Source organism: Paeniglutamicibacter sp. ORCA_105, from assembly GCF_045798545.1.
Taxonomy (GTDB): domain Bacteria; phylum Actinomycetota; class Actinomycetes; order Actinomycetales; family Micrococcaceae; genus Paeniglutamicibacter; species Paeniglutamicibacter sulfureus.
Map to the genome: position 1 here is coordinate 1 of NZ_JBIXLM010000010.1, position 23,743 is coordinate 23,743.

25 protein-coding genes and 1 tRNA gene are annotated in these 23,743 nt (G+C 65.9%); 9 read left to right on the forward strand and 17 right to left on the reverse strand.

Annotated features, from left to right (window positions below):
* Positions 1-272: 272 nt before the first annotated feature.
* From ACIPUB_RS06815 to ACIPUB_RS06835, 5 genes are all read right to left on the reverse strand, one after another.
* Positions 273-1,028 carry a GlgB N-terminal domain-containing protein gene (locus ACIPUB_RS06815; RefSeq protein WP_264271219.1) on the reverse strand — a complete coding sequence of 252 codons (756 nt, stop codon included), beginning with the start codon at positions 1,026-1,028 and terminating at the stop codon, positions 273-275.
* A gap of 244 nt (positions 1,029-1,272) precedes the next feature.
* Positions 1,273-2,274, reverse strand: a complete 1,002-nt coding sequence (gene rlmB / locus ACIPUB_RS06820; protein WP_264271218.1) for a 23S rRNA (guanosine(2251)-2'-O)-methyltransferase RlmB — start codon at positions 2,272-2,274, stop codon at positions 1,273-1,275.
* Between the two features lie 105 nt (positions 2,275-2,379).
* Complete coding sequence (cysS, locus tag ACIPUB_RS06825) at positions 2,380-3,849, reverse strand: cysteine--tRNA ligase (protein WP_407606700.1); 1,470 nt, start codon at positions 3,847-3,849, stop codon at positions 2,380-2,382.
* Between the two features lie 53 nt (positions 3,850-3,902).
* A complete protein-coding gene (gene ispD / locus ACIPUB_RS06830) occupies positions 3,903-5,171 on the reverse strand; it encodes a 2-C-methyl-D-erythritol 4-phosphate cytidylyltransferase (RefSeq protein ID WP_407606701.1) in 1,269 nt (422 codons plus the stop codon).
* A gap of 137 nt (positions 5,172-5,308) precedes the next feature.
* On the reverse strand, positions 5,309-5,791 hold the full coding sequence (locus ACIPUB_RS06835; protein ID WP_105551679.1) for a CarD family transcriptional regulator: 483 nt from the start codon (positions 5,789-5,791) through the stop codon (positions 5,309-5,311).
* A gap of 309 nt (positions 5,792-6,100) precedes the next feature.
* Here ACIPUB_RS06835 and ACIPUB_RS06840 point away from each other — a divergent pair, with 309 nt between their 5' ends.
* The gene (locus ACIPUB_RS06840) at positions 6,101-6,631 is read left to right on the forward strand and encodes a hypothetical protein (protein ID WP_407606702.1); all 531 of its coding nucleotides are present in this window, start codon (positions 6,101-6,103) and stop codon (positions 6,629-6,631) included.
* Between the two features lie 241 nt (positions 6,632-6,872).
* Here the strand turns inward: ACIPUB_RS06840 and ACIPUB_RS06845 are convergent, their stop codons facing one another.
* Together ACIPUB_RS06845 and ACIPUB_RS06850 are read right to left on the reverse strand one after the other, a co-directional pair.
* On the reverse strand, positions 6,873-7,553 hold the full coding sequence (locus ACIPUB_RS06845) for a response regulator transcription factor (RefSeq protein ID WP_264271213.1): 681 nt from the start codon (positions 7,551-7,553) through the stop codon (positions 6,873-6,875).
* Positions 7,550-8,767, reverse strand: coding sequence for a sensor histidine kinase (locus ACIPUB_RS06850; RefSeq protein WP_407606703.1), 1,218 nt, complete (start codon positions 8,765-8,767; stop codon positions 7,550-7,552). Before ACIPUB_RS06850 ends, ACIPUB_RS06845 begins: the two co-directional genes overlap by 4 nt.
* Before the next feature lie 182 nt (positions 8,768-8,949).
* Between ACIPUB_RS06850 and phoU the strand changes: the two genes are divergently transcribed.
* Entirely contained in the window at positions 8,950-9,609 is a 660-nt protein-coding gene (gene phoU, locus ACIPUB_RS06855; RefSeq protein ID WP_407606704.1) for a phosphate signaling complex protein PhoU, read from the forward strand.
* A 246-nt stretch (positions 9,610-9,855) separates the two neighbouring features.
* On the opposite strand, the gene ACIPUB_RS06860 is transcribed toward phoU, so the two are convergent.
* Both ACIPUB_RS06860 and ACIPUB_RS06865 read right to left on the reverse strand, forming a co-directional pair.
* The gene (locus tag ACIPUB_RS06860) at positions 9,856-10,158 is read right to left on the reverse strand and encodes a DUF4193 domain-containing protein (protein ID WP_071214863.1); all 303 of its coding nucleotides are present in this window, start codon (positions 10,156-10,158) and stop codon (positions 9,856-9,858) included.
* A 226-nt stretch (positions 10,159-10,384) separates the two neighbouring features.
* The gene (locus tag ACIPUB_RS06865) at positions 10,385-11,128 is read right to left on the reverse strand and encodes a phosphoglyceromutase (RefSeq protein ID WP_264271210.1); all 744 of its coding nucleotides are present in this window, start codon (positions 11,126-11,128) and stop codon (positions 10,385-10,387) included.
* Between the two features lie 86 nt (positions 11,129-11,214).
* Here ACIPUB_RS06865 and ACIPUB_RS06870 point away from each other — a divergent pair, with 86 nt between their 5' ends.
* The 3 genes from ACIPUB_RS06870 to ACIPUB_RS06880 all read left to right on the forward strand — a co-directional run bounded on the left by ACIPUB_RS06870 (position 11,215) and on the right by ACIPUB_RS06880 (position 14,259).
* A complete protein-coding gene (locus ACIPUB_RS06870) occupies positions 11,215-12,072 on the forward strand; it encodes a class I SAM-dependent methyltransferase (RefSeq protein ID WP_407606705.1) in 858 nt (285 codons plus the stop codon).
* A gap of 67 nt (positions 12,073-12,139) precedes the next feature.
* Positions 12,140-12,607, forward strand: coding sequence for a hypothetical protein (locus tag ACIPUB_RS06875; RefSeq protein WP_407606706.1), 468 nt, complete (start codon positions 12,140-12,142; stop codon positions 12,605-12,607).
* Positions 12,604-14,259 carry a DUF5671 domain-containing protein gene (locus tag ACIPUB_RS06880; protein WP_407606707.1) on the forward strand — a complete coding sequence of 552 codons (1,656 nt, stop codon included), beginning with the start codon at positions 12,604-12,606 and terminating at the stop codon, positions 14,257-14,259. Before ACIPUB_RS06875 ends, ACIPUB_RS06880 begins: the two co-directional genes overlap by 4 nt.
* Positions 14,260-14,289: 30 nt before the next feature.
* Here ACIPUB_RS06880 and ACIPUB_RS06885 read toward each other — a convergent pair whose 3' ends face one another.
* Both ACIPUB_RS06885 and ACIPUB_RS06890 read right to left on the reverse strand, forming a co-directional pair.
* Positions 14,290-14,592, reverse strand: a complete 303-nt coding sequence (locus ACIPUB_RS06885) for a DUF2516 family protein (RefSeq protein ID WP_407606708.1) — start codon at positions 14,590-14,592, stop codon at positions 14,290-14,292.
* Positions 14,593-14,601: 9 nt separating this feature from the next.
* Positions 14,602-15,747: a trans-sulfuration enzyme family protein gene (locus ACIPUB_RS06890; protein ID WP_407606709.1), complete on the reverse strand. Its 1,146-nt coding sequence runs from the start codon at positions 15,745-15,747 to the stop codon at positions 14,602-14,604.
* Between the two features lie 65 nt (positions 15,748-15,812).
* Here ACIPUB_RS06890 and tmk point away from each other — a divergent pair, with 65 nt between their 5' ends.
* The 4 genes from tmk to ACIPUB_RS06910 all read left to right on the forward strand — a co-directional run bounded on the left by tmk (position 15,813) and on the right by ACIPUB_RS06910 (position 19,423).
* Positions 15,813-16,526 carry a dTMP kinase gene (gene tmk / locus ACIPUB_RS06895; protein WP_407606710.1) on the forward strand — a complete coding sequence of 238 codons (714 nt, stop codon included), beginning with the start codon at positions 15,813-15,815 and terminating at the stop codon, positions 16,524-16,526.
* A 2-nt stretch (positions 16,527-16,528) separates the two neighbouring features.
* A complete protein-coding gene (locus tag ACIPUB_RS06900) occupies positions 16,529-17,677 on the forward strand; it encodes a DNA polymerase III subunit delta' (protein ID WP_407606711.1) in 1,149 nt (382 codons plus the stop codon).
* A gap of 65 nt (positions 17,678-17,742) precedes the next feature.
* Entirely contained in the window at positions 17,743-19,269 is a 1,527-nt protein-coding gene (locus tag ACIPUB_RS06905; RefSeq protein WP_407606712.1) for an alpha/beta hydrolase, read from the forward strand.
* 81 nt (positions 19,270-19,350) lie between these two features.
* A tRNA-Thr gene (locus ACIPUB_RS06910) sits at positions 19,351-19,423 on the forward strand.
* A 386-nt stretch (positions 19,424-19,809) separates the two neighbouring features.
* Here the strand turns inward: ACIPUB_RS06910 and ACIPUB_RS06915 are convergent.
* The 6 genes from ACIPUB_RS06915 to ACIPUB_RS06940 all read right to left on the reverse strand — a co-directional run bounded on the left by ACIPUB_RS06915 (position 19,810) and on the right by ACIPUB_RS06940 (position 23,743).
* Positions 19,810-20,157 (reverse strand): J domain-containing protein, encoded by a 348-nt coding sequence (locus ACIPUB_RS06915; protein ID WP_407606713.1) that lies wholly within the window; start codon positions 20,155-20,157, stop codon positions 19,810-19,812.
* Positions 20,158-20,383: 226 nt separating this feature from the next.
* On the reverse strand, positions 20,384-20,806 hold the full coding sequence (locus tag ACIPUB_RS06920) for an Hsp20/alpha crystallin family protein (protein WP_407606714.1): 423 nt from the start codon (positions 20,804-20,806) through the stop codon (positions 20,384-20,386).
* A gap of 260 nt (positions 20,807-21,066) precedes the next feature.
* Positions 21,067-21,921 carry an aldo/keto reductase gene (locus ACIPUB_RS06925; protein ID WP_407606715.1) on the reverse strand — a complete coding sequence of 285 codons (855 nt, stop codon included), beginning with the start codon at positions 21,919-21,921 and terminating at the stop codon, positions 21,067-21,069.
* 83 nt (positions 21,922-22,004) lie between these two features.
* Positions 22,005-22,457, reverse strand: a complete 453-nt coding sequence (locus ACIPUB_RS06930; protein ID WP_407606716.1) for a hypothetical protein — start codon at positions 22,455-22,457, stop codon at positions 22,005-22,007.
* Positions 22,458-22,548: 91 nt separating this feature from the next.
* Complete coding sequence (locus ACIPUB_RS06935; RefSeq protein WP_407606717.1) at positions 22,549-23,262, reverse strand: proteasome activator; 714 nt, start codon at positions 23,260-23,262, stop codon at positions 22,549-22,551.
* A gap of 232 nt (positions 23,263-23,494) precedes the next feature.
* Positions 23,495-23,743, reverse strand: coding sequence for a YbdD/YjiX family protein (locus tag ACIPUB_RS06940; protein WP_407606718.1), 249 nt, complete (start codon positions 23,741-23,743; stop codon positions 23,495-23,497).

The window sequence follows — 23,743 nt, forward strand, 5'->3', positions numbered from 1 at the left end:
TTTGGAATTCTTTGCAATCGGCTCCGCGCTTCACCCTTTCGGGCTACGTTGCGGTGCTCGGTGCGAGAAATAACTCTACGCGCATCCGGCCCGAATGTCCAAACGGCAGGAACCCTCACCGCCAGGGGTCCAGAAACCCCGCAAAGACGGGAAATTTCCATCCCTCGGCACCAGGGAATCACCAAAACAAGCCAGAATACTTTTTGTGAGCTGGCCCATAGGAATTACCGCTTAATGTCTGGGATTCACCGTCCCCGTGTCTGACCTAAGATCTAGGCCTCAAACCCCTCTGGTTGGACCACACATATGGTGTCGGGATCCTCGGTCGAATAGTGGCCAACAGGATCTGCATACTCGACCCATGTGCCGGTGGGCTCCAGGTATTCGAATCGGTACTTGGAGCCGACCGAAACGCCAGGAATAAAGATTTCCCAGATCCCGCTATGGCCAAGCTGGCGCATGGCGTGGGCGGAACCGTTCCAAATGTTGAAATCGCCGCAAACCCGCACGGCAACGGCCTCGTCCTGCCTGACTACGAAACCAGTGCCTTCCACGTCCCCCATGGGTGAGGAGTAGTGCTGTGGATGTGCACCGAGCAAGAGTTCCTGCACCTGCGTTCCTCCGGTCCGCAGGCGATGGAGCTCCAGCTCACCCAAACGGGGTGTATGCCGATATGGATCATCGATCACGCGGACTCCCCCGAGCTCAATGCGTTGGATCCGGTAGTCCGGAACTCTGCCAATGTCCTTGGACTCGATCAACCCCACCCAGAGGTCTCCGTGCTCGCGAAGCATGGGTACCGTGGCCGTCGCGGTCAGGATGTTGATGGCCAGGACATCGCGCTGCAAGGTCCGGACGCACACATGCCCCAACAGGTTCAGGTGGGGCCCAAGGACCGCGTGCGGGGATTTGTCTTCTCCCCGTTCAACCGCTTCGAGGACCTCGGGTCGTACGTGCAAGGGCGCTCCCAATGATTCTTCTAGCCGGTGCGGCGCATAGTCGTCGGCGTCGAGCTCCGCTTGACCCATGGCTTTTTCCATCCCCCTCGTTGCATCGTTCCGGGGTGCCCCATCTTGCTTGTCGGCACCTGGGGTTCCGATTCACCTCACGCTATCGAGAATCGGTGGGCTTGGGAATAGCCACCTGTAGAGGCCGGTGAAGTAGGGCAAGGCTCGTTAACGAAGAAAGTGGCCCGACGAATCCTTGCCAGAAACGTCGAACCACTTTCATGAAATTCTAGTGCCATCCGGGCGGGGCCCGGTGCACGGTGCCTTAGGCGCTGCGCTTGCGCGAAACCTCGTAAAGCGTGATGCCCACGGCCATCGATGCATTCAGCGACTCCATGGAGGAGTTGATCGGGATCGAGACGATCATGTCGCAGTTCTCGCGCACCAGGCGGGACAGGCCCTTGCCCTCGGACCCCACCACGATGCACAGCGGATCGGTGGCCAGGCCGAGATCCGGCAAGGAGACGTCGCCGTCGCCGTCCAGGCCGATGACAAATACGCCGGCTTCCTTCATGCCCTTGAGCGTGGAGGTCAGGTTGGGGGCGCGGGTGACGGGAACGCGCACGGCGGCACCGGCACTGGTCTTCCATGCCGATGCGGTCATGCCCACCGAGCGACGCTCGGGAACGATGACGGCGTGGGCGTTGAAGGCCGAGGCCGAACGGATGATCGCACCGAGGTTGCGCGGATCGGTGATGCCATCCAGTGCAATGAAGAGCGGGGCGTTCTTGACGTAGCCCTTGCGGTGCTTGGAGATGGTGGCCTTGACGGTTTCCAGCGCATCGGCGTAATCGTACGGCGGGATCTGCAGGACCAGGCCCTGGTGGATTGCCTCGTCGGTCATCCGGTCCAGTTCCGGCTTGCCGGTTTCCATCACGGGGATACCGCGTTCCGCGGCGATCTTCAGGGATTCACGCACGCGCTCATCCATGTCGATCCGGATGGCCACATGCAGCGCCTTGGCAGGAATGCCGGCGCGCAGGGCCTCGACGACCGAGTTGCGTCCGGTGACCAGTTCTTCGCTGTTCTTCGAGCGTCCGCCGGTGCTGCGGCCGCGGGAGGCGGGGCCTCCCTTGGAGGTTCCTCGCTTTGCCGCGGAGCGCTCGGCAAGCTCCTTGTTCTTGAAGGCCTTGTGGTACGGGCGGTCCTCGGCCTTGGGCGTGGGGCCCTTGCCCTCAAGCGCCTTGCGGCCATATCCGCCGGTTCCGACGGAGGGGCCCTTCTTGCTCTTGCTTTTGGCGCCGGAACGCCTTGGTGCAGCAGACATGATGGTGTTTTCCTAGGATCGGGGCGGACGGCACGGCGATTTCACGCACCGCCCCGCCCATTTTAGCGACAAGGAAGGCATATTCCTTGCCCTTTGTGTGGCAACTTACGCTTTCAGGCTCCAGCGGGCGCCGTCCGCGGAATCCTCAACCACGATTCCGGCCTTGGCCAGGGTGTCGCGAATGGCATCCGATCGTGCCCAATCCTTGGCCTCGCGGGCGGCTGCCCGGTCCGCCAATTGAGCCGCAACAAGCACCGAGAGCGCGGCTGACTGTGCGGCGTCGGCGGAGCCGCCGGCCTCGATGGTGTCGTCCAGGCCCAGCGTGTAGGTCATGGCCATGACCTGCTGCATGGCTTCGTCGGCCGCCTCGAGGTCACCGGCTGCCAGCGCGGTGTTGCCGCGGCGTACCGTCTCATGAAGCGACGCCAGTGCCTGTGGCACGTTGAGGTCATCGTTCATGGCGTCGGCAAAGGCCTCGGTCACCTCGAAGTGGTGCATGTCGATCGAGAAGTCCTCGGTGGGACCCACGCCGTGGATGCGGTCCAGCGCGTTGGACACGAAGGTGTCTATCCGCTCGACCGCGGACGTGGCCTCGGCGAGGGAATCGGGGCGGTAATCCAGCTGGGAGCGGTAGTGCGCCTGGCCCAGAAAGTAGCGCACGGCCCGGGGGCTTGCCATTTCCAGCATTTCTGCCGGGGCAATGGTGTTGCCGACGGACTTGGACATCTTTTCACCCTCGTAGGTGACCATGCCGTTGTGCATCCAGAAGTTGGCGAAGTCGTGGCCGGCGGCCATGGACTGGGCCATCTCGTTCTCGTGGTGCGGGAAGCGCAGGTCCAGGCCGCCGCCGTGGATGTCGAAGGCGGTGCCCAGGTACTTGGTGACCATGGCGGAGCATTCCAGGTGCCAGCCGGGACGGCCGGTGCCCCAGGGGCTGGGCCAGGAGGCAGAGGCCGGATCGGTGTCCTTCTGCCCCTTCCAGAGGGCGAAGTCGCGCGGATCGCGCTTTCCGCGCGGGTCTGCATCCGGGGCGCCCTGCATGTCATCGACGTTCTGGTGGGTCAGCGAGCCGTAGGCCGGGAAGGAACGGACGTCGAAGTAGACGTCGCCGGAGTCATCCAGCGCCGGGTACGCATGGCCTGCCTCGATGAGCTGGGCAATGAGCTGGTGCATCTCCGGGATGTGGCCGGTGGCGCGCGGTTCGTAGGTCGGACGGCGCACCCCCAGGGTGTCGTAGGCCGCATTGAATTCCTGCTCGAAGCGGTAAGCCAGGGCGAACCACTGCTCGCGGGCAAAATAGTCTTCGTTTTCCTCAAAGTCCTCGGCGAAGGAGGCAGCTGACTTCTCCAGGATCTTGTCGTCGATGTCCGTGACGTTGCGGACGACGGTGACCTCGAAGCCGCGGTTTTCCAGCCAACGGGTGAGGATGTCGAAGGCGATGGCGCTGCGTACGTGTCCCACGTGCGGCATTCCCTGGACGGTGGCGCCGCAGTAGTACAGCCCGACCTTGCCCTCGGTTAGGGGCACGAAGTCCCGGGTCGTTGCCTGCTGGGTGTCATAAAAACGGATGCTCACCTGTACAGGTTATCCGAGGTGGGCAAACACCCGGTGCGCCGCGACGGCGTTTTTCAGCGCACCGAATAGACCAAAGCGGTGGCATAGGCGGTGACTCCCGCGCCGGTGCCCTCGTACCCCAGGCCGTCGGAGGTGGTCGCGGTGACGCTGACCGGGGCACCGGCCGCCTGGCTCAACACGGCGTCGGCTTCCGTCCGGCGGGCGGCGAACTTGGGACGCCGGCCCACGAACTGGACCGCAACGTTGCCTATCTCGAATCCCGCCGCACGCACAAGGCGCGCGGCCTCGGCCAGCAACGTGGTTCCGGAGGCCCCGGCATATTCGGGACGGTCGGTGCCGAAGTGTGCCCCCAAATCCCCGATGCCGGCGGCCGAGAACAGCGCGTCACAGGCGGCGTGGGCAACCGCGTCGCCGTCGGAGTGGCCCGACAGGCCCTGGTCCTCGGGGAAATGGAGACCGGCCAGCCACATGGCCCGGGATTCGGCAGGATCGGCGACGGCATGAACATCGATGCCGATGCCGGTGCGCGGGATCAGCGGGGGCTGTTGGCCGCCAGAGTGCGGGGGCATAGGGGATTCCTTCGAGGGGTGTACCGGCAACATGGATTCGGCCAGGACGAGGTCCGGCTTGGTGGTGATCTTCAGGGCCGCCGCGGCACCGGGGACGGTATCGACACGCTCACCCAAAATTTCCATGAGCATCGCATCGTCGGTGATGGCCTCGGCCTTGGCCCGGTCCCATCCCGTGGCTCGTTGGTGTGCCGCCAACAGGGTGGGTGCGTGGAAACCCTGCGGGGTTTGGACGGCTCGCAACAGATCGCGGGCCGGGGTGCCGGTGACGTGCGGCTGGCGTCCCGGATCGGTGGCCACTTGCTTGATGGTGTCCACCACCGGCACCACCGGAATCACCGCCCGTGCCCCCGCAAGAAGTGCGCTCAGGACTTGGAGGAAGACCTCGGGTGGGGTCAGCGCGCGGGCTGCGTCGTGAATCAGGACGCGTTCGGTCCCGGGTTCCAGCGCCGCGAGTCCGGCACGCACCGAGTCGTTGCGGGTTGCTCCGCCGCTCACGCAGTGCGGTCGCAACGGATGGTTCGCCGCGATGGCAGCAAGTTCCGCTTCGTCCTCCGGAAGTACTGCAATGACCTGGGCGGCGCAGCCGGCGAGCTGGATTCGGTCCAGCGCATGCTCGAGCAACGACCGGCCGGCCAACGGGACCAGTGCCTTGGGGATGCCGTAGCCGAGCCGGGTCCCCGAGCCGGCGGCCACCACGATGACTGCCGTCTGCTGGATCTCTTGCTCGCTAAACGAAGTTGGGGCATTCACGCCTTCCAGCCTAACGGTGTTCCAGCGACCCTTCCGCGCTGACTGGCCAGCGGCGTTTAAATGCCGGTGGGGGTCCGAAACGCCTTACGGTGTTCAGGACCCCCACCGGGGTTCAAACCAAATAGAACTCGTGGCTGCTAAGAGGCCAAAACCTCGTCGAGCACGCTCTCTGCTTTTTCCTCATCGAGCTTCTTGGCCAAGGCCAGTTCGCTGATCAGGATCTGGCGGGCCTTTGCAAGCATGCGCTTTTCGCCTGCGGAAAGTCCGCGGTCGTTATCGCGGCGCCACAGGTCGCGAACGACCTCTGCAACCTTGATTACGTCGCCGGAAGCAAGCTTTTCCAGATTCGCCTTGTAACGGCGCGACCAGTTGGTAGGCTCTTCTGTAAACTCGGCCCGCAGCACGTCGAAGACGTGATCCAGACCCTCCTGACCAACTACATCGCGCACACCAACGAGATCGACATTTTCTGCCGGAACCTCGATGGTCAGATCACCCTGGGCAACCTTAAGCTTGAGATACATCTTCTCTTCGCCCTTGATGGTGCGCATTTTGATCTCTTCGATCATTGCTGCACCGTGGTGCGGGTAGACAACTGTCTCGCCAACCTCAAAAACCATGTGGATAAACCCCTTTCCCACTACCTAGTTTACCACGATTGTTTGGCAAATTGATTCGGGGGGCTCCCCTACTCCCTTGTAATGGCGGGGTTTTGGGTCTTCCCAAGCGGCCGATCTCCTGCTATGCAAAGCAGTCGTTTCGGGTCCTTTCATGGCTGTGATCAGCGCATTGATGACTCTTACGCCGGTGGCCGAATCATACATTCGCGACAAAACCCATTAGGCTAGGGGGCGAGAGTGGCTCCCTCGGGTGCATCCCGTGTGCCCACGAGCTCACCCGAACTCGAACCTGATTGAGGAGTTTGTGCCGTGATGACCGCACAGAAGAACCGTGGACGCCGCGTCGTTGCCGCAGCAGCCCTTGCCATGTTGTCCCTTGGTGTCACCAGCTGTGGTGCCATCAACGAGCAGGCAACGACCTTCCAGTACGCCGCATCCGATGGAATCGTTCTTAACGTCGGCGACGTCGAAGTCCGCAACCTGATGCTCGTCACCAAGAGCGCCACCGACGAGGCCCGACTGCTCGGCTCCCTGGTCAACAGCACCGATGCTGCCCAGAAGCTGGAAGTAACGCTTGCTTCCGGTTCGGTCAGCATCGATGTGCCGGCCAAGTCCGTCGTGTCCCTCGAGAAGACCGAAAACGCGAAGACCGTGCCTTCCACCGGAGTGCTTCCGGGCGCACTGGCCCAGGCGACCCTGAGCATCGGCTCGGGCTCCGACGAGGTCCGTATCCCGGTGATCGACGGAACCCTCGAGGAGTACCGCGAATACGTTCCGGGCGGATTTGACCCGAAGAGCCTTGAGCACTTGACCCCGTCCGAGAAGCCCGCCGCACACTAAGGCGGCTTCGGCGCCCCAGCGGCGACGGCGAGAAATCATAAACAGCGAAGGCGATGGGCCCGGAAGAATTCTTCCGGGCCCATCGCCTTCGGCGTCTGGAAAGGCACCGGCAGATCCGCGAAATCACGCACGGAATTCGCGCCGCGGCCTCCGCCTCACCATGACGACGAACGGCAACGGGCCCGCCGGCGTCAATCCTGACGCCCCGCGGGCCCGTTGCCATGCTGCCTTCAGGCGGTCGCTATGCCTCGAACTTGTAGCCCAGGCCGCGCACCGTGACCAAGTGGACCGGGGTCGCCGGCTCCGGTTCGATCTTCGAGCGCAGGCGCTTCACGTGCACGTCGAGGGTCTTGGTGTCCCCCACGTAGTCCGAGCCCCAGACCCTGTCGATCAGCTGCCCGCGGGTCAGCACCCGGCCAGCGTTGCGCAGGAGCATCTCCAACAGCTCGAATTCCTTCAGCGGCATCGGCACCTCCGTGGTGCGCACCGAGACCACGTGGCGTTCCACATCCATGCGGACGGGGCCGGCGGCAACGATGTTGGACACCAATTCGTCGCCCTCGCCCTGGCGGCGCAGCACCGCGCGGATGCGGGCCACCAGTTCCCGGGAGGAGTATGGCTTGGTGACATAGTCGTCGGCACCCAGCTCCAGGCCGACGACCTTGTCGATTTCCGAGTCCTTGGCGGTCAGCATGATCACCGGCACCTGAGAGACCGTGCGGATCTGGCGGAACACCTCGGTCCCGGGCTGGCCCGGCAGCATCAGGTCAAGGAGTACCAGGTCGGCGCCGTGGCGCTCGAACTCGGTGACGGCATCCAACCCGTTGTCGGCCACGCGGACCTCGAAGCCCTCCTTTTCCAGCAGGTACGTCAACGGGTCCGAAAGCGATTCCTCGTCCTCAACCAGCAAAATACGGGTCATCCCCGTCCTCCTTCCGGCAGCGCGCCAGGCGCATTGGCCGTTTTGTGTTTATGGTCGTTCCTCGAGGGAAGCGACTCGTCTTGTTCGCCGGTTTCTTCAAGCATCGGAAGGCGCACCGTGAAGGTCGACCCTTGGCCGGGCTGGGACCACAGGGTGATTTCGCCGCCGTGGTTGGCCACCACGTGCTTGACGATGCTCAGCCCCAGGCCGGTTCCGCCGGTGTGCCGGGAGCGCGCCGCGTCAATGCGGTAGAAGCGTTCAAAGATCCGGTCCTGCTCGTCCGGGGCGATGCCGGGGCCCTGGTCCGTGACGGAAATCTGGACAAGCCCGTCGCGCTCCCGCAGGCCCACGCCCACGGTGGTGTCCTCGGGCGAGTAGCGGATGGCGTTGTCGATCAGGTTGCGCAGCGCCGTCATCAGCAGGTCCCGGTCTCCGAAGACCGGCTGGTTCACCGAGCCGCCGACCGAGATCTTGATGCGTTTTTCCTCCGCCGGCAACTTGTTGCGGTCCACGGCCTCTGCCAGCACCTCGTTGAGGTCGATGTTCTCACCCATCAGCACCACGTCGGTGCCCTGCAGCCGGGACAATTCGATGATGTCCTGGACCAGCGCCGCCAGGCGGGCCGATTCCTTGTGCAACCGGGCGGTGAAGCGACGCACGGCCGTTTCGTCGTCGGCGGCTCCGTCGATGGCCTCGGCCAGCAGCGAGATCGCCCCGACGGGGGTCTTCAGTTCGTGGGACACGTTGGCCACAAAGTCATTGCGGACCGCGGCGGTGCGGGTGATCTCGGTGCGGTCATCGGCAAGCAGCAGGATGTATTCCTCGCCCAGCGGGGCAACCCGCACATGGATGATCACGCTCGCGGCGCCCATGGTGCCCCGGGGGAGCTCGAACTCGCGTTCGGCAATCACCCCGTCGGCGCGGACCTTGCGGGCGAGGGTGCGCAATTCATCATGGATGAGCGTGTGCCCGCGCACCAGCCCATAGGCATAGGAGGCGGGGTTCGCACGCACCACCCCGTCGACCTCGTCGAGGATGACAAAGGCGCGGCCAATCACCGACAGGACTTCGGCGGAACCTTCGGGCAGCGTCGGCTCGCCGACCACCGGCAGGCCGCCGCGGGAGCGCATCGAACCGCGGTACGCCATGATGCCCACAATGCCCAGGGCCAACCCGACGAGGCCCGCAACGAGGGAAAGCAAGACATCATTCACGCCTCCTAGCCTAGCCGGGGTTCAACCGCTCTCCTCCGCCAAACCGGCTCATGACGCGACTCATTCACGAAACGTTCACCTCATGCGCCCGGCCCATTCACCTGGTGCTGTAACAATGGACATGAACAGTTCCGTCGTCCGTGCCGGACACGGCGACAAACAGTAAGTGAAAGGACGCCCGCGTGCGCAAGGTTTTCCATGCCGATCTGCAGCAAATCGGAGAAGAGCTCATCGAGATGTCCCGTCTTGTGGCCACGGCCATGGAACGTGCCTATGAGTCGTTTACGAATGCGGACATCGAATTGGCCCAGGAAGTCATCGCCGAGGACGCCAAGATCGATTTCCTGCAGAACCAGCTCGACGAACGCGCCATCGACGTGTTGGCCCTCCAGGGTCCGGTGGCCTCGGACCTGCGCATGATCGTTGGATCGCTGCGCATGAGTGCTTCGCTGGAGCGCATGGGCGATTTGGCCCGACACGTGGCCCAGCTGGCACGCCTGCGCTTCCCGCAGCAGGTGGTCCCGGAATCCATCGCCCCCACCTTTAAGGAAATGGCGGAGCTCGACATCGCCATCGCCGTCAAGGTCGGCGAATTGCTGGACACCCGCGACCTGGCCATTGCCCGGGAAATCATCGAACTGAATGCCAAGATCGATGAACTGCACTCCTCGATCTTCAAGGCCGTCGCAGCTCCGGAGTGGAGCCACTCCGGGCCGACGACAGCCGACGTCACGCTGACCAGCCGCTATCTCGAGCGCTTTGGCGACCACGGGGTATCGGTGGCCCGCAAGGTCTCCTACCTGGTCACCGGTGAATGGGATCCGGACATCAGCGTCTTCTAGGCAACATGCCTCCGGCGGCACCGCGGCTTTCCGCCGGTGCCACCACGCACGATGGCCCCGCCGGAAACGGCGGGGCCATCGTTTTTCGCGTTTTGGCCAGGTCGCATTAAACGCCAAACCGCCACATGCCTTCCCGTGGGGACGGGCGTCTTTCCGTGGAAGACACGACGTCTTCGGGGAGTGGGCGCACGGCCTGGGAAAATTGATGCAGCGGCAGTCGTTCTAGGCGTTGGGGCGTTGCTTGGCCTAGCCTTCGCAGTCGCGGCAGTATGCCACGCCGTTGGCCTCGCGCGCCAGCAGCGTGCGATGGCGGATCAGGAAGCAGGAGCCACAGAGGAACTCGTCTTCCTTCTGCGGAACGACGGTGACCGTCAGTTCCTCGTTCGACAGGTCGGCACCCGCCAGCTCGACACCATCCGAGGTGTCTTCCTCATCCAGGTCTCGGGACACGCTACGTGCGTCGGGAGCGTTTGCGGACTTAACCGCTTCAAGGGAGGCCTTACGGGCCTCGGCTACGTCTGGCCGGACCTCATCATAATCAGTTGCCACGAAATGCAATCCTTACGTGATTCAGGGGTACGTCGAGACGACACAGTACAGCATGAACCCGTGTGCGCAAGTGCCAATTTCCCATTTTTCGCCCCCCGCGCAGATTTTGTGACCAGTCGAACATTCCCGACGGTCTCCGCGACCGTATTTCCATGGCCCGGGACACAGTGGGGCCCGCGGTCAGCCAGCCCCGTAAATCCACTTGCAGGGAGGGAAGCGGTGGACCCTAGCGGCCCTGGTTGGCGACGGCCTTGATGGCGTCGGCAGCGGCATCCGCGTCCAGGTACTGTCCACCTCGGGTGACCGGGGTGAAGTCCTCGTTCAGTTCGTACACCAGCGGGATGCCGGTGGGGATGTTCAAGCCGGCAATGTCCTCGTCGCTGATGTGGTCGAGGTGCTTGACCAGGGCGCGCAGCGAGTTGCCGTGCGCGGTGACCAGGACGGTCTTGTGCGCGGCAAGGTCCGGCTTGATCTCGTCTTCCCAGTACGGGAGCATGCGATCCAGGACGTCCTTGAGGCATTCGGTGCGCGGTGCGTCGTCGCCCAGGTTGGCGTAGCGCGGATCGTTGATCTGGCTGAATTCCGAGTCGTCGGACAGGGCCGGCGGCGGGGTGTCGTAGCTGCGGCGCCATTCCATGAACTGCTCCTCGCCGTATTCGGCCAGGGTCGCTGCCTTGTCCTTGCCCTGCAGCGCACCGTAGTGGCGTTCGTTCAGGCGCCAGCTGCGCTTGACCGGGATCCAGGACAGGTCCGCGGACTCCAGGGCCAGGTTGGCGGTGATGATGGCGCGCTTGAGCAGCGAGGTGTGCAGGACTGCCGGGGCCAGCTTGGCCTCGGTGAGCAGCTGCCCGCCGCGAACGGCTTCGGCACGGCCCTGTTCGGTCAGCGTGACGTCGTACCAGCCGGTGAACAGGTTCTTTTCGTTCCACTCGCTTTGCCCGTGGCGCAGCAGGATCAGGGTGTAAGTCATGTACCCCATTCTAGGGCGAGTGAAGTGCCTTACTTTATTCCGTGACACGCGCGGGTCGCGTTCCCGCCAGCCTTACCCTTAAGTCAATGGTTCAGAAAGCGACTCGGCTCGGCGGACGGTCGCTGACCGGTCGCCCGCTGGGCAATACGACCCGCGGGACCACAAATCCCAATCGCATGCGCCGCGTCGACCGCTGGATGACCGGCCCCCAGGGCTGGCGCCTACGCCCCGGAGTCACCGGGGCACCGCCCATTGCAGTGGATCTTGGCTATGGCGCGTCTCCGGCCACCGCCGTCGAGTTCTTCGACCGCGTGCGTTCCGTTTCCCCCCTGGCGCGGGTCGTCGGCATCGAGATCGAACCCGAACGGGTCGCCCGCGGCACCGCGCTGCACCTCGAGGGCCTTGACTTCCTCCTGGGCGGCTTCGAGATCCCCATTGCAGCCCAGGCCACCGTGATCCGCGCCTTCAACGTGCTGCGGCAATACGACGAGGCCGACGTCCCTGGCATCTGGAAGACCATGGCCGGGCGCCTGACAGAGAACGGCGTTCTCATCGAGGGCACCTGCGACGAGATCGGCCGGCGCAGCTCGTGGGTCGCCGTCACCAAGGACGGCCCGCAGACGCTCACCATCTCACTGCGCTTCGGTGCCTTCGCCCGCCCGTCCGACGTGGCCGAGCGCCTGCCCAAGGCACTGATCCACCGCAACATCGACGGCGAACGCATCCACGACTTCCTCGCCGCGGCAGATGCCGCGTGGCTTTCCGCCGCACCACTGGCATCCTTCGGCAACAAGCAGCGCTTCGTGGCCATGTGCCGTGCCCTTCGTGAATCCGGTTGGCCGATCTGCGACTCGGCCGCCCGCTGGCGCCTGGGCGAGCTGACGGTGAAATGGGCGGCCGTTGCCCCGCGCACCGGAGCCCTGGCCTATGCGGAACTCAACTAGCCAGCCACGGATTTTGCCCGCGCCAAGGATGGGTGCAATCGACCCCTTGCGGCCCCATACTGGTTCCATGGTCAAAGGTGTTTCACGGATCGGGAAGCCGCTGCTCCTGCTGCTGTGCGTGATTGCAGCACTCGTGCTCTTGTCGTTGGTCGTCGTGCTCACCCGCGGGGCACCGAAACCACTTGACGCCACCACCCCCGCCGGGGTCGTGCAGGGCTATGTCACCGCCGTCATCGGCGGCGACGAGGTCGCCGCGGCGGGCTACCTCGACCCCGGGCAGGACTTCAGTTGCGAGGAGTTCGACGCCGCTGCCCCCGAGCGGAACATCCGGGTCGCGCTGGTGTCCACCACCGAACGCGAAACCACTGCCGACGTGGTGGTGTCCATTACCTATGCCAATGTCGGCGGACCGTTCGGAAGCGCCGAATACGCCAGCGAGGAATCCTTTGACCTGAGACTCGTCGAAGGCAAGTGGCTGGTCTCCGACGCCCCGTGGCCTTTGGTTGTCTGCCCTGAGAAGGGCATCGCGCCATGAGCACCGGCAACACCACCGCGATACGCCCCGCCGCCCCCGCGCTGGGCACGCTGCGCCGCGTCATCCTCTACCTGCTCCTGTTCGCACTGGTGTCCCTCGCCGCCTCCGGCGTCAGCGGGCTGCTGGGCATGCTGTTCACCGCCGGCGATGCGATCGCGTTCAACGATTCATCCTCGCTGGCCCTTGCCATGGCACTGGCCCTGGTGGGCGGCCCGCTGGGTGCAGTGGTGTTCTGGGCGTCATGGCGCCTGCTGGCCGATCCTGCCGAACGCCGCGCCACGGCGTGGGGCATCTACGTCTCTGCCATGTACGCAACCTCCCTGCTCACCGCCACCGGATTCGGCGTCGGCGCCCTGGCAGCGCTGGCGGGCGGGGACACCGGTTCCTGGAAGTCTTCCCTGGCCAGCGGCCTGTCCTGGGCCGCGGTGTGGGTCTGGCATCGGTGGATGCTGCACCACCGGACCCGGGGGCCGTTGGCCTTGGCGAAGGTCCCGCACGTGCTCGGCACCGTCATGGGACTGGTCATCGGCCTGGGCGCCGGAACGGGCGCGCTTGCCGTGCTCTTCGAACAGGCGCTGGGAACGCACGGGGAGCTGGCGGTCATCGGTGCTCCCTGGTGGCGCGCCGCCCTGGCGCTGCTGGTGTGGGCAGCGGGCGGGATCCTGGTCTGGTGGTGGCACTGGATCCGCGAGGGAACCCGTGAGCTGCACACCAAGCTGGCGGGGGTGGGCCTGGTGGCCGTCGGCGTCGGCGGGTCCGCGATCCTGGCCCTGGGCGGAGCCGGCGTGCTGTTGTTCGTGCTGCTGCGCATGGGCCTTGACCGCAGCGATCCGCTGCCGGTGCTGCTGGAACCGGCACCCGAGGCCCTGGCCGCTGCGTTGCTGGGCACGCTGTCCTGGCTTTACCACGCCAGGACCGCAGGGAACCGGCCCGAACCTGTTCCCGCAGCTGCCGGGCTGGCCGTCTCCGGGATCGCGCTGGCTGCGGCGGCATCGGGCATCGGCGTCGTCGTCAATGCGGCCCTGTCCACGGCAACCACGCGGCTGGGCGGCACCGACCCGACCGAGCTGCTGCTGGCGGGCCTGAGCTCGCTGGCCATTGGTGGGCCGCTGTGGTGGTTCACCTGGCATCCGACCCGGCCCGCCGACCCGCGCGGCCGGCGGATCTACCTGGTGTTGGTCTTCGGGATCAGCGCCGTGGTGGCCCTGGTGACGCTGCTGGTGATCGGGTTCCGGCTCTTCGAGTTCATGCTCGGGGATTCCGGCGGCGCCGGCCTGCTCGAACGCGTCCGCGCACCTCTGGGCCTGCTGGTGGCCACCGGGCTGGTGGCGGGTTACCACTTCGTGCTCTGGCGGCACGCCCGCTCTGCGGGCGCCGGGGACGAGGCCGCGACGGAACCCGGGCGCGGCATCCGGGAGGTCATGCTGGTGGCCGGAGAGGATGCCCAGGAGCTCGCCGCGGCGATCCGCTCACACACCGGCGCCAACGTCACGGTGCTGCGCCGCCACGATGCCGCCGAATCAACGCTCTCCCCCGACCGGTTGTTCAGGGTCCTGGGGCCCGTGGCGGCAGAGCGCATCCTGCTGGTGGCCGGCCCGGCCGACCGCCTCGAGATCATCGAACTGGCGGCCGATATCCGGCGCCGGGACTAGCCACCCAAGCGGCGCGCGCCGGATGCGCACCTAGTAGGAGTAGCCGCCCTTGCCGGACACCGCGGGCTTGACGTCCGCCAGGTATACGCAAGCGATGCAGGCGCCAACGAGCTGGAAGATCCCGCCGCCGCCACCGCCGAGCACCGACAATACGCAGACCAGGGTCGCGGCCGCTGTCATGCCCATCCAAAACGGCTTGCTGCGCTTGTTTTCGCGCTGGAAGTTGGCCGCGGGGTGCCGCACTGCGTCAAAAAGCGCCACAAGGGCAATCACGGCGGCCAGGATACCGAGCGCGAGCAGAAGATAGTACTCGAACAAGTGCGCAAGATTCATGGATTCAGCTTAGCCGCGTTGGCCCAGCGCCGCGGTCAGGTCGGCGTGCAAGTCCTCGACATTTTCAATGCCGACGCTCAGCCGCACCAGGTTTTCCGGCACAGTGCCGGGTTCACCCGGGTGGCGACGGCGCCGCTCGGCCAGGGACTCCACGCCACCGAGCGAGGTTGCCGGGGTCCACAGCAACAGGTTCGCGAGCATCGCATCGGCGGCTTCCGCGCCGCCGGCGACCTCGATGGCCACGATGGCCCCGAAGCCTTCGAGCTGTTCAGCCGCGCGCTGGTGACCGGGGTCTTCGGGCAGGCCGGGGTAGCGCACCCGGGAAATCGCCGGGTGCCCGGCCAGCCGCTTGGCCAGTTCCATGGCGCTGGCTTCTGCCCTGTCCAGGCGCAGGGCCATGGTCCGGATGCCGCGAAGCGTCAGCCAGGCCTCGAACGGACCCGGAATCGCCCCGTGCAGGGTCCGCATGCCGTGCAGTCGGGAACGCAATGCGGGATTCCGGGTCACCACGGCGCCCAGGACCACGTCGGAGTGGCCACCCATGTATTTGGTGGCAGAGTGCACCACCACGTCGGCGCCCTGCTGCAGCGGCCGCTGTCGCAGCGGGGTGGAGAAGGTGTTGTCCACCACCGTGAGCACCCCGGCCTCGCGGGCGGCTGCCAGCAGCACCGGCAGGTCGGCAACCTCGAGCATCGGGTTGGTGGGTGACTCCAGCCAGGCCATGTCCGCACCGGCCAGGGCGGCGATCGCGGCGTCGGTGTCGGCCAGGTCGACGCGGCGCACGGTGAGTCCCAGCGTCTTTTCCAGCTCGGCCACCAGCGAGAGCGAACCGTTGTAGGCGTGGGACGGGATGACGATGGTGCCGCCGGCAGGCAGCAGGGAAAGTGCCGCGGCCACCGCCGCCATGCCGGAGGCGTACGCCAGGGCGGGGAGTTCGCAGTCCTCGAGCTGGGCGATGGTTTCTTCCAGCGGGTCCCAGGTGGGGTTGGTGAAGCGTCCGTAGACCTTCTCCCCGGCGCCCGGCTCCCCCAGTGAGTGGAAGGTGGAGGAAAGCACGATGGGCGAATTCACGGGCTGGTCAACTGCGTGCGGCGGGCGTCCGGCGGACACCACAACGGTGTCCGGGGCCCACGGCGCGGATTCTGGGCGGGTCATGATTTTTAGGTTACTCCCTGGCCAGGCCCGCGCCCCAGCCGATGACGTACAGGTGAGCACACCGGATGAGCCGACAGGGGCCCGGTGCGGATAGGCTAGAAGGCGTGAGCAACGCGCAGCCAAACCCCGTCAACGCAGGTCGCTTCATCGTCTTCGAGGGCGGTGACGGGGCAGGAAAATCCACGCAGGCCGCCCTGCTGGTCCAGGTCCTGCGCCAAAGCGGACACACCGTGCTGCACACCCGCGAGCCCGGCGGCACCCCGATCGGCGAGAAGCTGCGCTCCCTGGTCCTTGACCACGGGCAGGGCACCGTCGATGCACGCACCGAGGCCCTGATGTACGCGGCGGCGCGCGCCGCCCACGTCGAACAGGTCATCCGCCCCGCCCTGGCCGCCGGCACCATGGTTATCTGCGACCGCTACGTCGATTCTTCCCTGGCCTACCAGGGCATCGGCCGGGAGCTCGGCGAGGACGCCGTGCGTTCCATCAACGACTTCGCCACCGGCGGGCTGCAGCCGGACCTGACGGTGCTGCTCGATGTCACCCCGGCCGACGGCCGGTCCCGCCGCACCGTCGGCGCCGACGGCAAGCCGCTGGCCGAGGACCGCCTCGAATCCGAACCCGACGAGTTCCACTCCCGCATCCGCGATGCCTTCGTGCACTTCGCCGCCCGCGAGCCAAGCCGCTATCTGGTTCTGGATGCCGCCACCGGCGTCCAGTCGCTGGCCGCCGTCATCACGGAGGCCGTTGCCGCACGGCTCAACGGTCCGGGAGCCTGAGCATGGATGTCTGGGACGACCTGCCGGGACAGGACAAGGCCATTACCGCGCTGCGCCGCGCGGTCGCCGAGGGCAATCCCGCGCATGCATGGCTATTCACCGGCCCGCCGGGTTCCGGTCGCTCTAACGCCGCCCGCGCCTTCGCCGCCGCCCTGCAATGCCGGCACCCCGATGCAGCGATGCGCGGCTGCGGGAACTGCAAGGCCTGCGTGACGGTGCTGGCCGGCACGCACCCGGATGTCGCGCTGATCGCCACCGAGAAGGTCAACTACCAGATCGAGGACGTCCGGACACTGATCACCAAGGCGCAGGACCGGCCCTCCACCGCGCCCTGGCGCGTGATCATCGTGGAGGACGCTGACCGGATGACCGAGCGCACCACCAACGTGCTGCTCAAGTCCATCGAGGAACCTCCCCCGCACACCGTCTGGATCCTCTGCGCCCCCTCGCCGGCCGACGTGCTGGTGACCATCCGTTCGCGCTGCCGCTCGGTGTCCCTGGCCGTTCCGACCCGGGCCGCGGTGGCCGAGTTGCTGGTGCGACGCGACGGGCTCTCCGAGGAACAGGCCGACTTCGCCGCCCGGGTTTCCCAGTCGCACATCGGCATCGCCCGGAGGCTGGCCCGCGACCCGGAGGCACGCCGCCGCCGCGACACCACGGTGCGCCTGCCGCTGCGCATCCGCACCGTCTCCGACGCTGTGATGGCAGCGGCCGAACTGGTGGAGCTGTCCACCGCGGAGGCCACCGCATCCGCAACGGAACGCGCCGAGACCGAGGCCGCCTCCCTGCGCACCGCGCTGGGACTGGAGGCCGACGCCCCGGTGCCGCCCCAGCAGCGCAGCGCGTTCAAGGCCCTGGAGGAGAACGCCAAGCGCCGCGCCCGGCGTGCCACCCACGACGCCCTGGACCGCTCGCTAATCGACATGACCACGTTCTTCCGTGACGTGCTGCTGGTGCAGTTGAACGCCTCCACCGAGCTGGTCAACGACTACCTTTCCGATCCCCTGCATGCCTACGCCAACGCCTCGCGGCCCGAGACCACGGTGGCAAAGATCGATGCCATCGCCGAAGCGAGGGCGCGTATTGGCGCCAACGTCGCCCCGCTATTGGCCATCGAAGCCATGATGGTCAGCCTGCGTCCGACAAAATAGCCTTCATTCCCCCAGTAATTTCCCCCCATTCCGCGCAGCCGCGCCCCAAGGAGCCTGAAACCCGCATGAGAGCACCCCGCCGCCACCTGTCAGTGATTGCCGCACTCGGCTCCGCGGCCCTGTTGTTGGGCGCATGTTCCACGGCAACCGCCCCGGCCCCTGCCATCACTTCGGCGCCGGCAGGCTCGGCAGCGATTCCGGCAGGCCTGGAAAAGTTCTATACGCAGGAACTGGACTGGGCTTCCTGCGGCGGCGTACTGCTGTGCACCGAGCTGACCGTACCCATGGATTACGCCGACCCGTCCGGGGAGACCATGACCCTGGCCTTGAACAAGCGCCCGGGCGGCAAGAACGCCGCCGGCTCGCTGCTGGTGAACCCCGGCGGCCCGGGTGCCTCCGGACTGGAGACTGTCCGCGAGGCGGTCCCGAACATGTTCGGCCAGGATCTGCAGCGCGGCTTTGACGTGGTTGGTTTCGACCCGCGCGGAGTCGGTTCCTCCACTCCGGTCACATGTGAGAAGCCGGCTGAACAAGACGCCGGCCGGGCGGAGCAGTTCGATCCCGGCTCCGACGCGGGGATTGAGGAGATGCGCCGGGACAGCGCCGAGTATGCCGCGCTGTGTGCCGAGCGCACCGGAGACGCACTGGGCTTTGTCGACACCATTTCGGCAGCCCGCGACATGGACGTGATTCGTTCGGCGCTCGGGGACAAGACCCTGAACTACCTGGGCTATTCCTACGGCACCTCGCTGGGTGCCAACTATGCCCAGCTCTTCCCGCAGAACGTGGGTCGCATGGTGCTTGACGGGGCGCTTGACCCCACGCTCGGCAACAACGAGATCACCATGGGCCAGGCCCTCGGGTTCGAAAACGAGATCCGTGCGTACATGCAGGATTGCCTGGACTCGGGCGATTGTCCCTTCAGCGGCGAACTCGAGGATGCCTTGGACCAGCTGCGCGGACTCTTCGCCGAGGTGGAGGCCGAACCCCTGGTCGGCAGCGACGGACGCAGCGTCCCGATCATCGACTTCGTCAACGGGTTCATCGTCCCGCTTTACGACAATTCCACATGGCCCATGCTCACCGAGGCACTGCGCAACGTGATGGCCGGGAACGTCGATGACATCCAGTACTTCGCCGACCTCACCGCCGGACGCGAGTCCGACGGGAGCTACACCGGCAACGGCACCGCCGCCTTCAGCGCCATCAACTGCCTCGACTACCCCATGGACGCGGACATCCCGACGATGCGCGCCGAGGCCAAGGAGCTGGCCCAGGCGGCCCCGACGATCGGCAAGTACCTGGCCTACGGCGCAGTGGGCTGCCAGGACTGGAAACACCCCGTCACCGGCAAGCCCGGCGCGTTGACTGCGGAGGGCGCCGCTCCGATCGTGGTCATCGGCACCACCGGGGACCCGGCCACGCCCTACGCGTGGAGCCAGGCGCTGGCCGAGCAGCTTTCTTCCGCCTCGCTGGTGACCTACGAGGGCCACGGCCACACCGCCTATGGCCGTTCCAACGATTGCATCGCCAACGCCGTGGAGTCCTACTTCCTGGACGGCACTGTCCCGGCCGACGGATTGACCTGCTGAGGCACGTTCCCATCGCGTCGTTTTGACCGCCGAGGACAGGTTCCTATAAAGTGTTCACTTGTGGTGCTCGCGCGCCACGGTGCCTCCTTAGCTCAGTTGGTAGAGCGTTTCACTCGTAATGAAAAGGTCGCCAGTTCGATTCTGGCAGGAGGCTCTGATCCAGCCCCGGGAAACCGGGGCTTTTTCATTTCCTGGTCACCTCAAAACGGCCAAGCTTCAGCCTTCGCCGTAGCCGACTGCACAACCAGCGATGCGCCAGAATGAGCCACCCAGCACGCCTTCTGGGCACCACCTAAGGCCCCCCACGTTGAATATCGTGCGTACAGGCATTCAACTCTCGAACGCAGGTGTCGTTCCCATGACCCCGGACGGCCTTGAGCAAGTAATACCAGAACTCGGTTTGTCGGGGGGCCGACCAGGTCTTCCTCCGATGACGGCCACACATCTGGCCCAGGAACGGCGCCGTCCCCTGGCCCCATCGCGTCTCAAAACGCTCGAGGAACACGGGCAGCAGCGGCGCATCGTAACGATGCCAGGAATTTACGGCATCTTCCTTTCCGGGGGCGGGGTCCAGACCAGTGGTCCAGCCACCACGTCGGGCCGGGTCGAGCGGGATACCCGCCGGGCCCTCGCCGGCCCCGCGGCCCGGCGGGCGGATAGGTGTTCGCGATCGTACGCCGACCGGGCGGCGGCGTTGCCCAGGACCGCATAGGCGTCCATCACCGACTGGAGCCGGGAACGCTCCAGCGCTTCTTGCTCCGGGCCGTCAGGCCCGGGCCTGGTGTCGGGATGGTGAAGGCGCATCTGGGCCCGGTAGGCACGGGCGATCTCCGCGGCGCTGGCCCGCGGATCCAGGCGAAGCACCGCATAGGGGTTGAGGGACTCCACGGCAATGCCTTTCAAATCTTCGCGCCGGGGTCGGGCGCGGGCGGCAACTGGGATGCCGAAGATGGTCCCGTCCCCCGCCGGGAATCGGGACCATCTTCCAAGGGGACGGCGCCAACCCCGACCCGACGGTGCGCCGGAGGGCGCCGCGGTGTGCCGTTTGGCCAGCACCCGCAGTCACTGATGTCGGGAGCGCGCCGTCCCCGTCAGGTGAACCATCTCCGGGACCTCAGGCGTCGATGGACTGGCGGTCGGACTCCTTGCTGGTAATGGCGATCTTGCGTGCCTTCGCCTGTTCGGCGACCTGAATCTCCAGGGTCAGCACACCCGCGTCGTAGCTGGCGTCGATGTTCTCCGTATCGAGGTTCTCCCCCAGGACCAGCTGGCGGCTGAACACTCCCCGAGGGCGTTCGGCGGCAAGGATTTCGACCTCGTCGCCCAGTGCACCTCGTTCGGCCTTGATTGTCACGACATTGTTTTCGACATCCAGGTCGATCGAATCGGGGTTTACCCCCGGGAGGTCAAACTCGATCCGGAACTTGTCACCTTCACGCCAGGCATCCATGCTCATGACCGCCGGCCTAACCGTCGTCCCCCAAACCTGTTGGGCGAGCTTGTCGATTTCACGGAACGGATCTGGGCGCATCAACATTGTTCTCTCCTTCACAGCTTTGTCGTTTGCCGATCCCGCTGCCCCGTGTGGCTGCGGGTATTAATTTTTTAGCATCACTCCATCGCCCGCGCAACAAGAAATTTTTTGGGAAATTGGCGATTTTTGCCCCGAATCCGCAGGGCGCCGCAGCTCGGACGGCCGGGGAGCAGACCACGTCTTAAATGTGTGTGGGGACCCGTTGACGGGTCCCCACACACATGACTTGACGCTGTTCCGTTGCCGGGGAGCCTTTTTGCCGACTAGGCGAAGTCGCTGACGGCCGGATCGGCTGCGATGCGGCCCTCGGTGCCCTTGTCCAGGGCGTTGATCGCGGCGAGGTCATCGGCGTCCAGCTCCACGCCCAGGCCCGAGTGGTTCTCCACGATCCGCGAGGGGGTCACTGACTTCGGGATGACCACATTGCCCAGGGCCAGGTGCCAGGCAATGACGACCTGGGCGACGGAAGCGTTGTGCTTTTCTGCGATGGCCACCAGTGCCGGGTCGTTAAGCAGTTTGTTGCCCTGCCCCAGGGGCGACCACGACTGGTGCAGGATGCCCTTGGAAGCCTCGAACTCGCGCAATTCGGCCTGCGGGAAGTATGGGTGGGTTTCGACCTGGTTGATGACCGGCAGCACTCCGGTGGCTTCCTCCAGCTCGGCGAGCGCCTCGATGGTGAAGTTGCAGACGCCGATGGACTTCACGCGGCCGGACTTCTGCAAGTCAATGAGCGCACGCCAGGTGTCCACGTACTTTCCCTGCTTGGGCTGCAGCCAGTGGATCAGGTACAGGTCAAGGTACTCCAGGCCCAGGCGTTCCATGGATGCGTCGAAGGCGGCCAGGGTCGAGTCGTAACCCTGGTCGGCGTTCCAGACCTTGGTGGTGATGAACATGTCCTCACGGGGCACGTCGGTGGCGGCAATGGCGCGGCCGACGCCCTCCTCGTTGCCGTAGATGCGGGCCGTGTCGATGTGGCGGTATCCGGCGGCGAAAGCTTGGACGACCACGTCAGTCGCGACGTCGTCCTCGACCTTCCATACCCCGTAGCCAAGCTGGGGAATGGTGTTGCCGTCGTGGAATGTGAGCTCTGGGGATACGAGGTTCGTCATGTTTCCCATCCTGCCACCGTGCATTGACCGGAATTGCCGGACCCGGCATTGATCAGCGCTGGGCGAAACCAAAATCCCCGCAGCCGGGAACGTTAGTGCTTGGCCATTTCGGCCTCTGCCGCACTGATGCCGTCGGCCACCAGATCCGCACGCATGGCAACGTTCTCCAGGCCCGCCGACGCATAGCCCCAGCGCTCCCCGTCGAGGCGTGCCATGGCCGCCACCTGTGCGGTGGTCGCCAGGTCGTTCGCGGCCTTGGAAAGCAGGCGGTGCACGGCGTAGAGCTCGTGCGGGACGGCTTCGCCGGTGCTCGGGGCCTTGGCCTGGGCGGCGACGCACACCAAGCGCACCCGACCCTGGAGCTCGGCCAGGTGGTTGGCGATCAGGATCAGGGCGTTGTGGAGGTCGTCGTCCTCGATGCCCTCGAGGACCTGGTGCACCCGATCCAGGGAGCGCCCGAACCTGTCATAGGCCCGGCGCCAGACCCCGTCGCCGAGTTCCTTGTTGTCGCGGCGTGCGCCGCGTGCCGAGGAGAACAGCCCCATCTACGTGTTTGCCTTTGTTGTCGCCATGATGTCCCCCGGTGGTTCTGGTTGCCCGAGGAACAAGTCGTTACCCGTGTTGCCACTTTCAAGTCTAGAGGTATTGCCCAAACCCGCCGTCGCCATCGGTTCCCGTGCCCGGTGCGGGACCCTGCGGGCCCGGTGCCGCGCCCGGACCGCCTTGGGCCATGCGTTCGGGCTCGCCCTGCTCGTTGATGACGATTCCTGGGGCCACTTGCGTGCCCGGGGGAAGCTGACGCATGGCCATGCGCTGGGCGAGTTGTTGGTTGGCCATCTGTTGGGCGGCCATGGCAGCCTGCAGGCCGTGGAAGACGCCTTCGAGCCAGCCGACCAGCTGGGCCTGGGCCACGCGGAGTTCCGCCTCCGAGGGCGTCTCTCCGTCGGCGAAGGGCAGCCGGATGCGATGGAGTTCCTCGGCAAGTTCCGGGGACAGCCCGGACTCCAGCTCGTGGACGGAGCGTTCGTGGATGTCGGCCATGCGGGCGCGGGCTTCCTCGTCCAGTGGTGCCGAGCGGACCTCTTCGAGCAGCTGCTTGATCATCCCGCCAATGCGCATGAGCTTGGCCGGCTCCCCGATGCTCATCACGTGTGCGCTGTCCTTGCCCGCCGCGTGGCCTTCCTTGGCGCCCGGGGCGTGGCCGGGACCGGGCGCTGCAGGACCCATTGGCAAGGCTCCGGGGCGGGTGCCGGCCTCGGCCGCAGCCTGGAATGGGCCGTTCACCTCATCGGGCGTCAGGGTGTTCGATGCAGCGTTGGGATCGGGGATCTGTTCACTGTGCTCGCTCATGGCTCCATCTTGCCATGTGAATCCCCGGTCCGGCAGGGAGATTTCCTTGTTGGATCGAAGCTGGCCGCAGGCACTGCCCGCAGGCACTGCCCGCAGGGGCGATCCCGGTCGGCACTGCCCGCAGGGGCGATCCCGGTCGGCACCGCACACAGGCGGGCCAACGGACGCGGGGCCGGCGGACAACGTGTCCACCGGCCCCGCGGCACTTACGCACTGATGCGCGGAAAGCTGGTCAACAGCACCGACCCTGCGGATTCTTCTCCTGCCAGTCGGAGTAGTCGCGCCAGAATTCCCGTTCGCCCATGGGAGCGACGCCCGGGTGCGTGCGGGCCTGGTGCTCGAGGTACACCCGGTATTTGTCCGCCCCCAGCACCCCCTCGAGGTAGCGCACGATCCCCCGGGCGATGTTGCCCGTTGCGGACAGTCCGCGCGCCAGCACCGAGGTGCCGCCAACCGGTGGGGTTCCGCCTGTGCCCTCCAT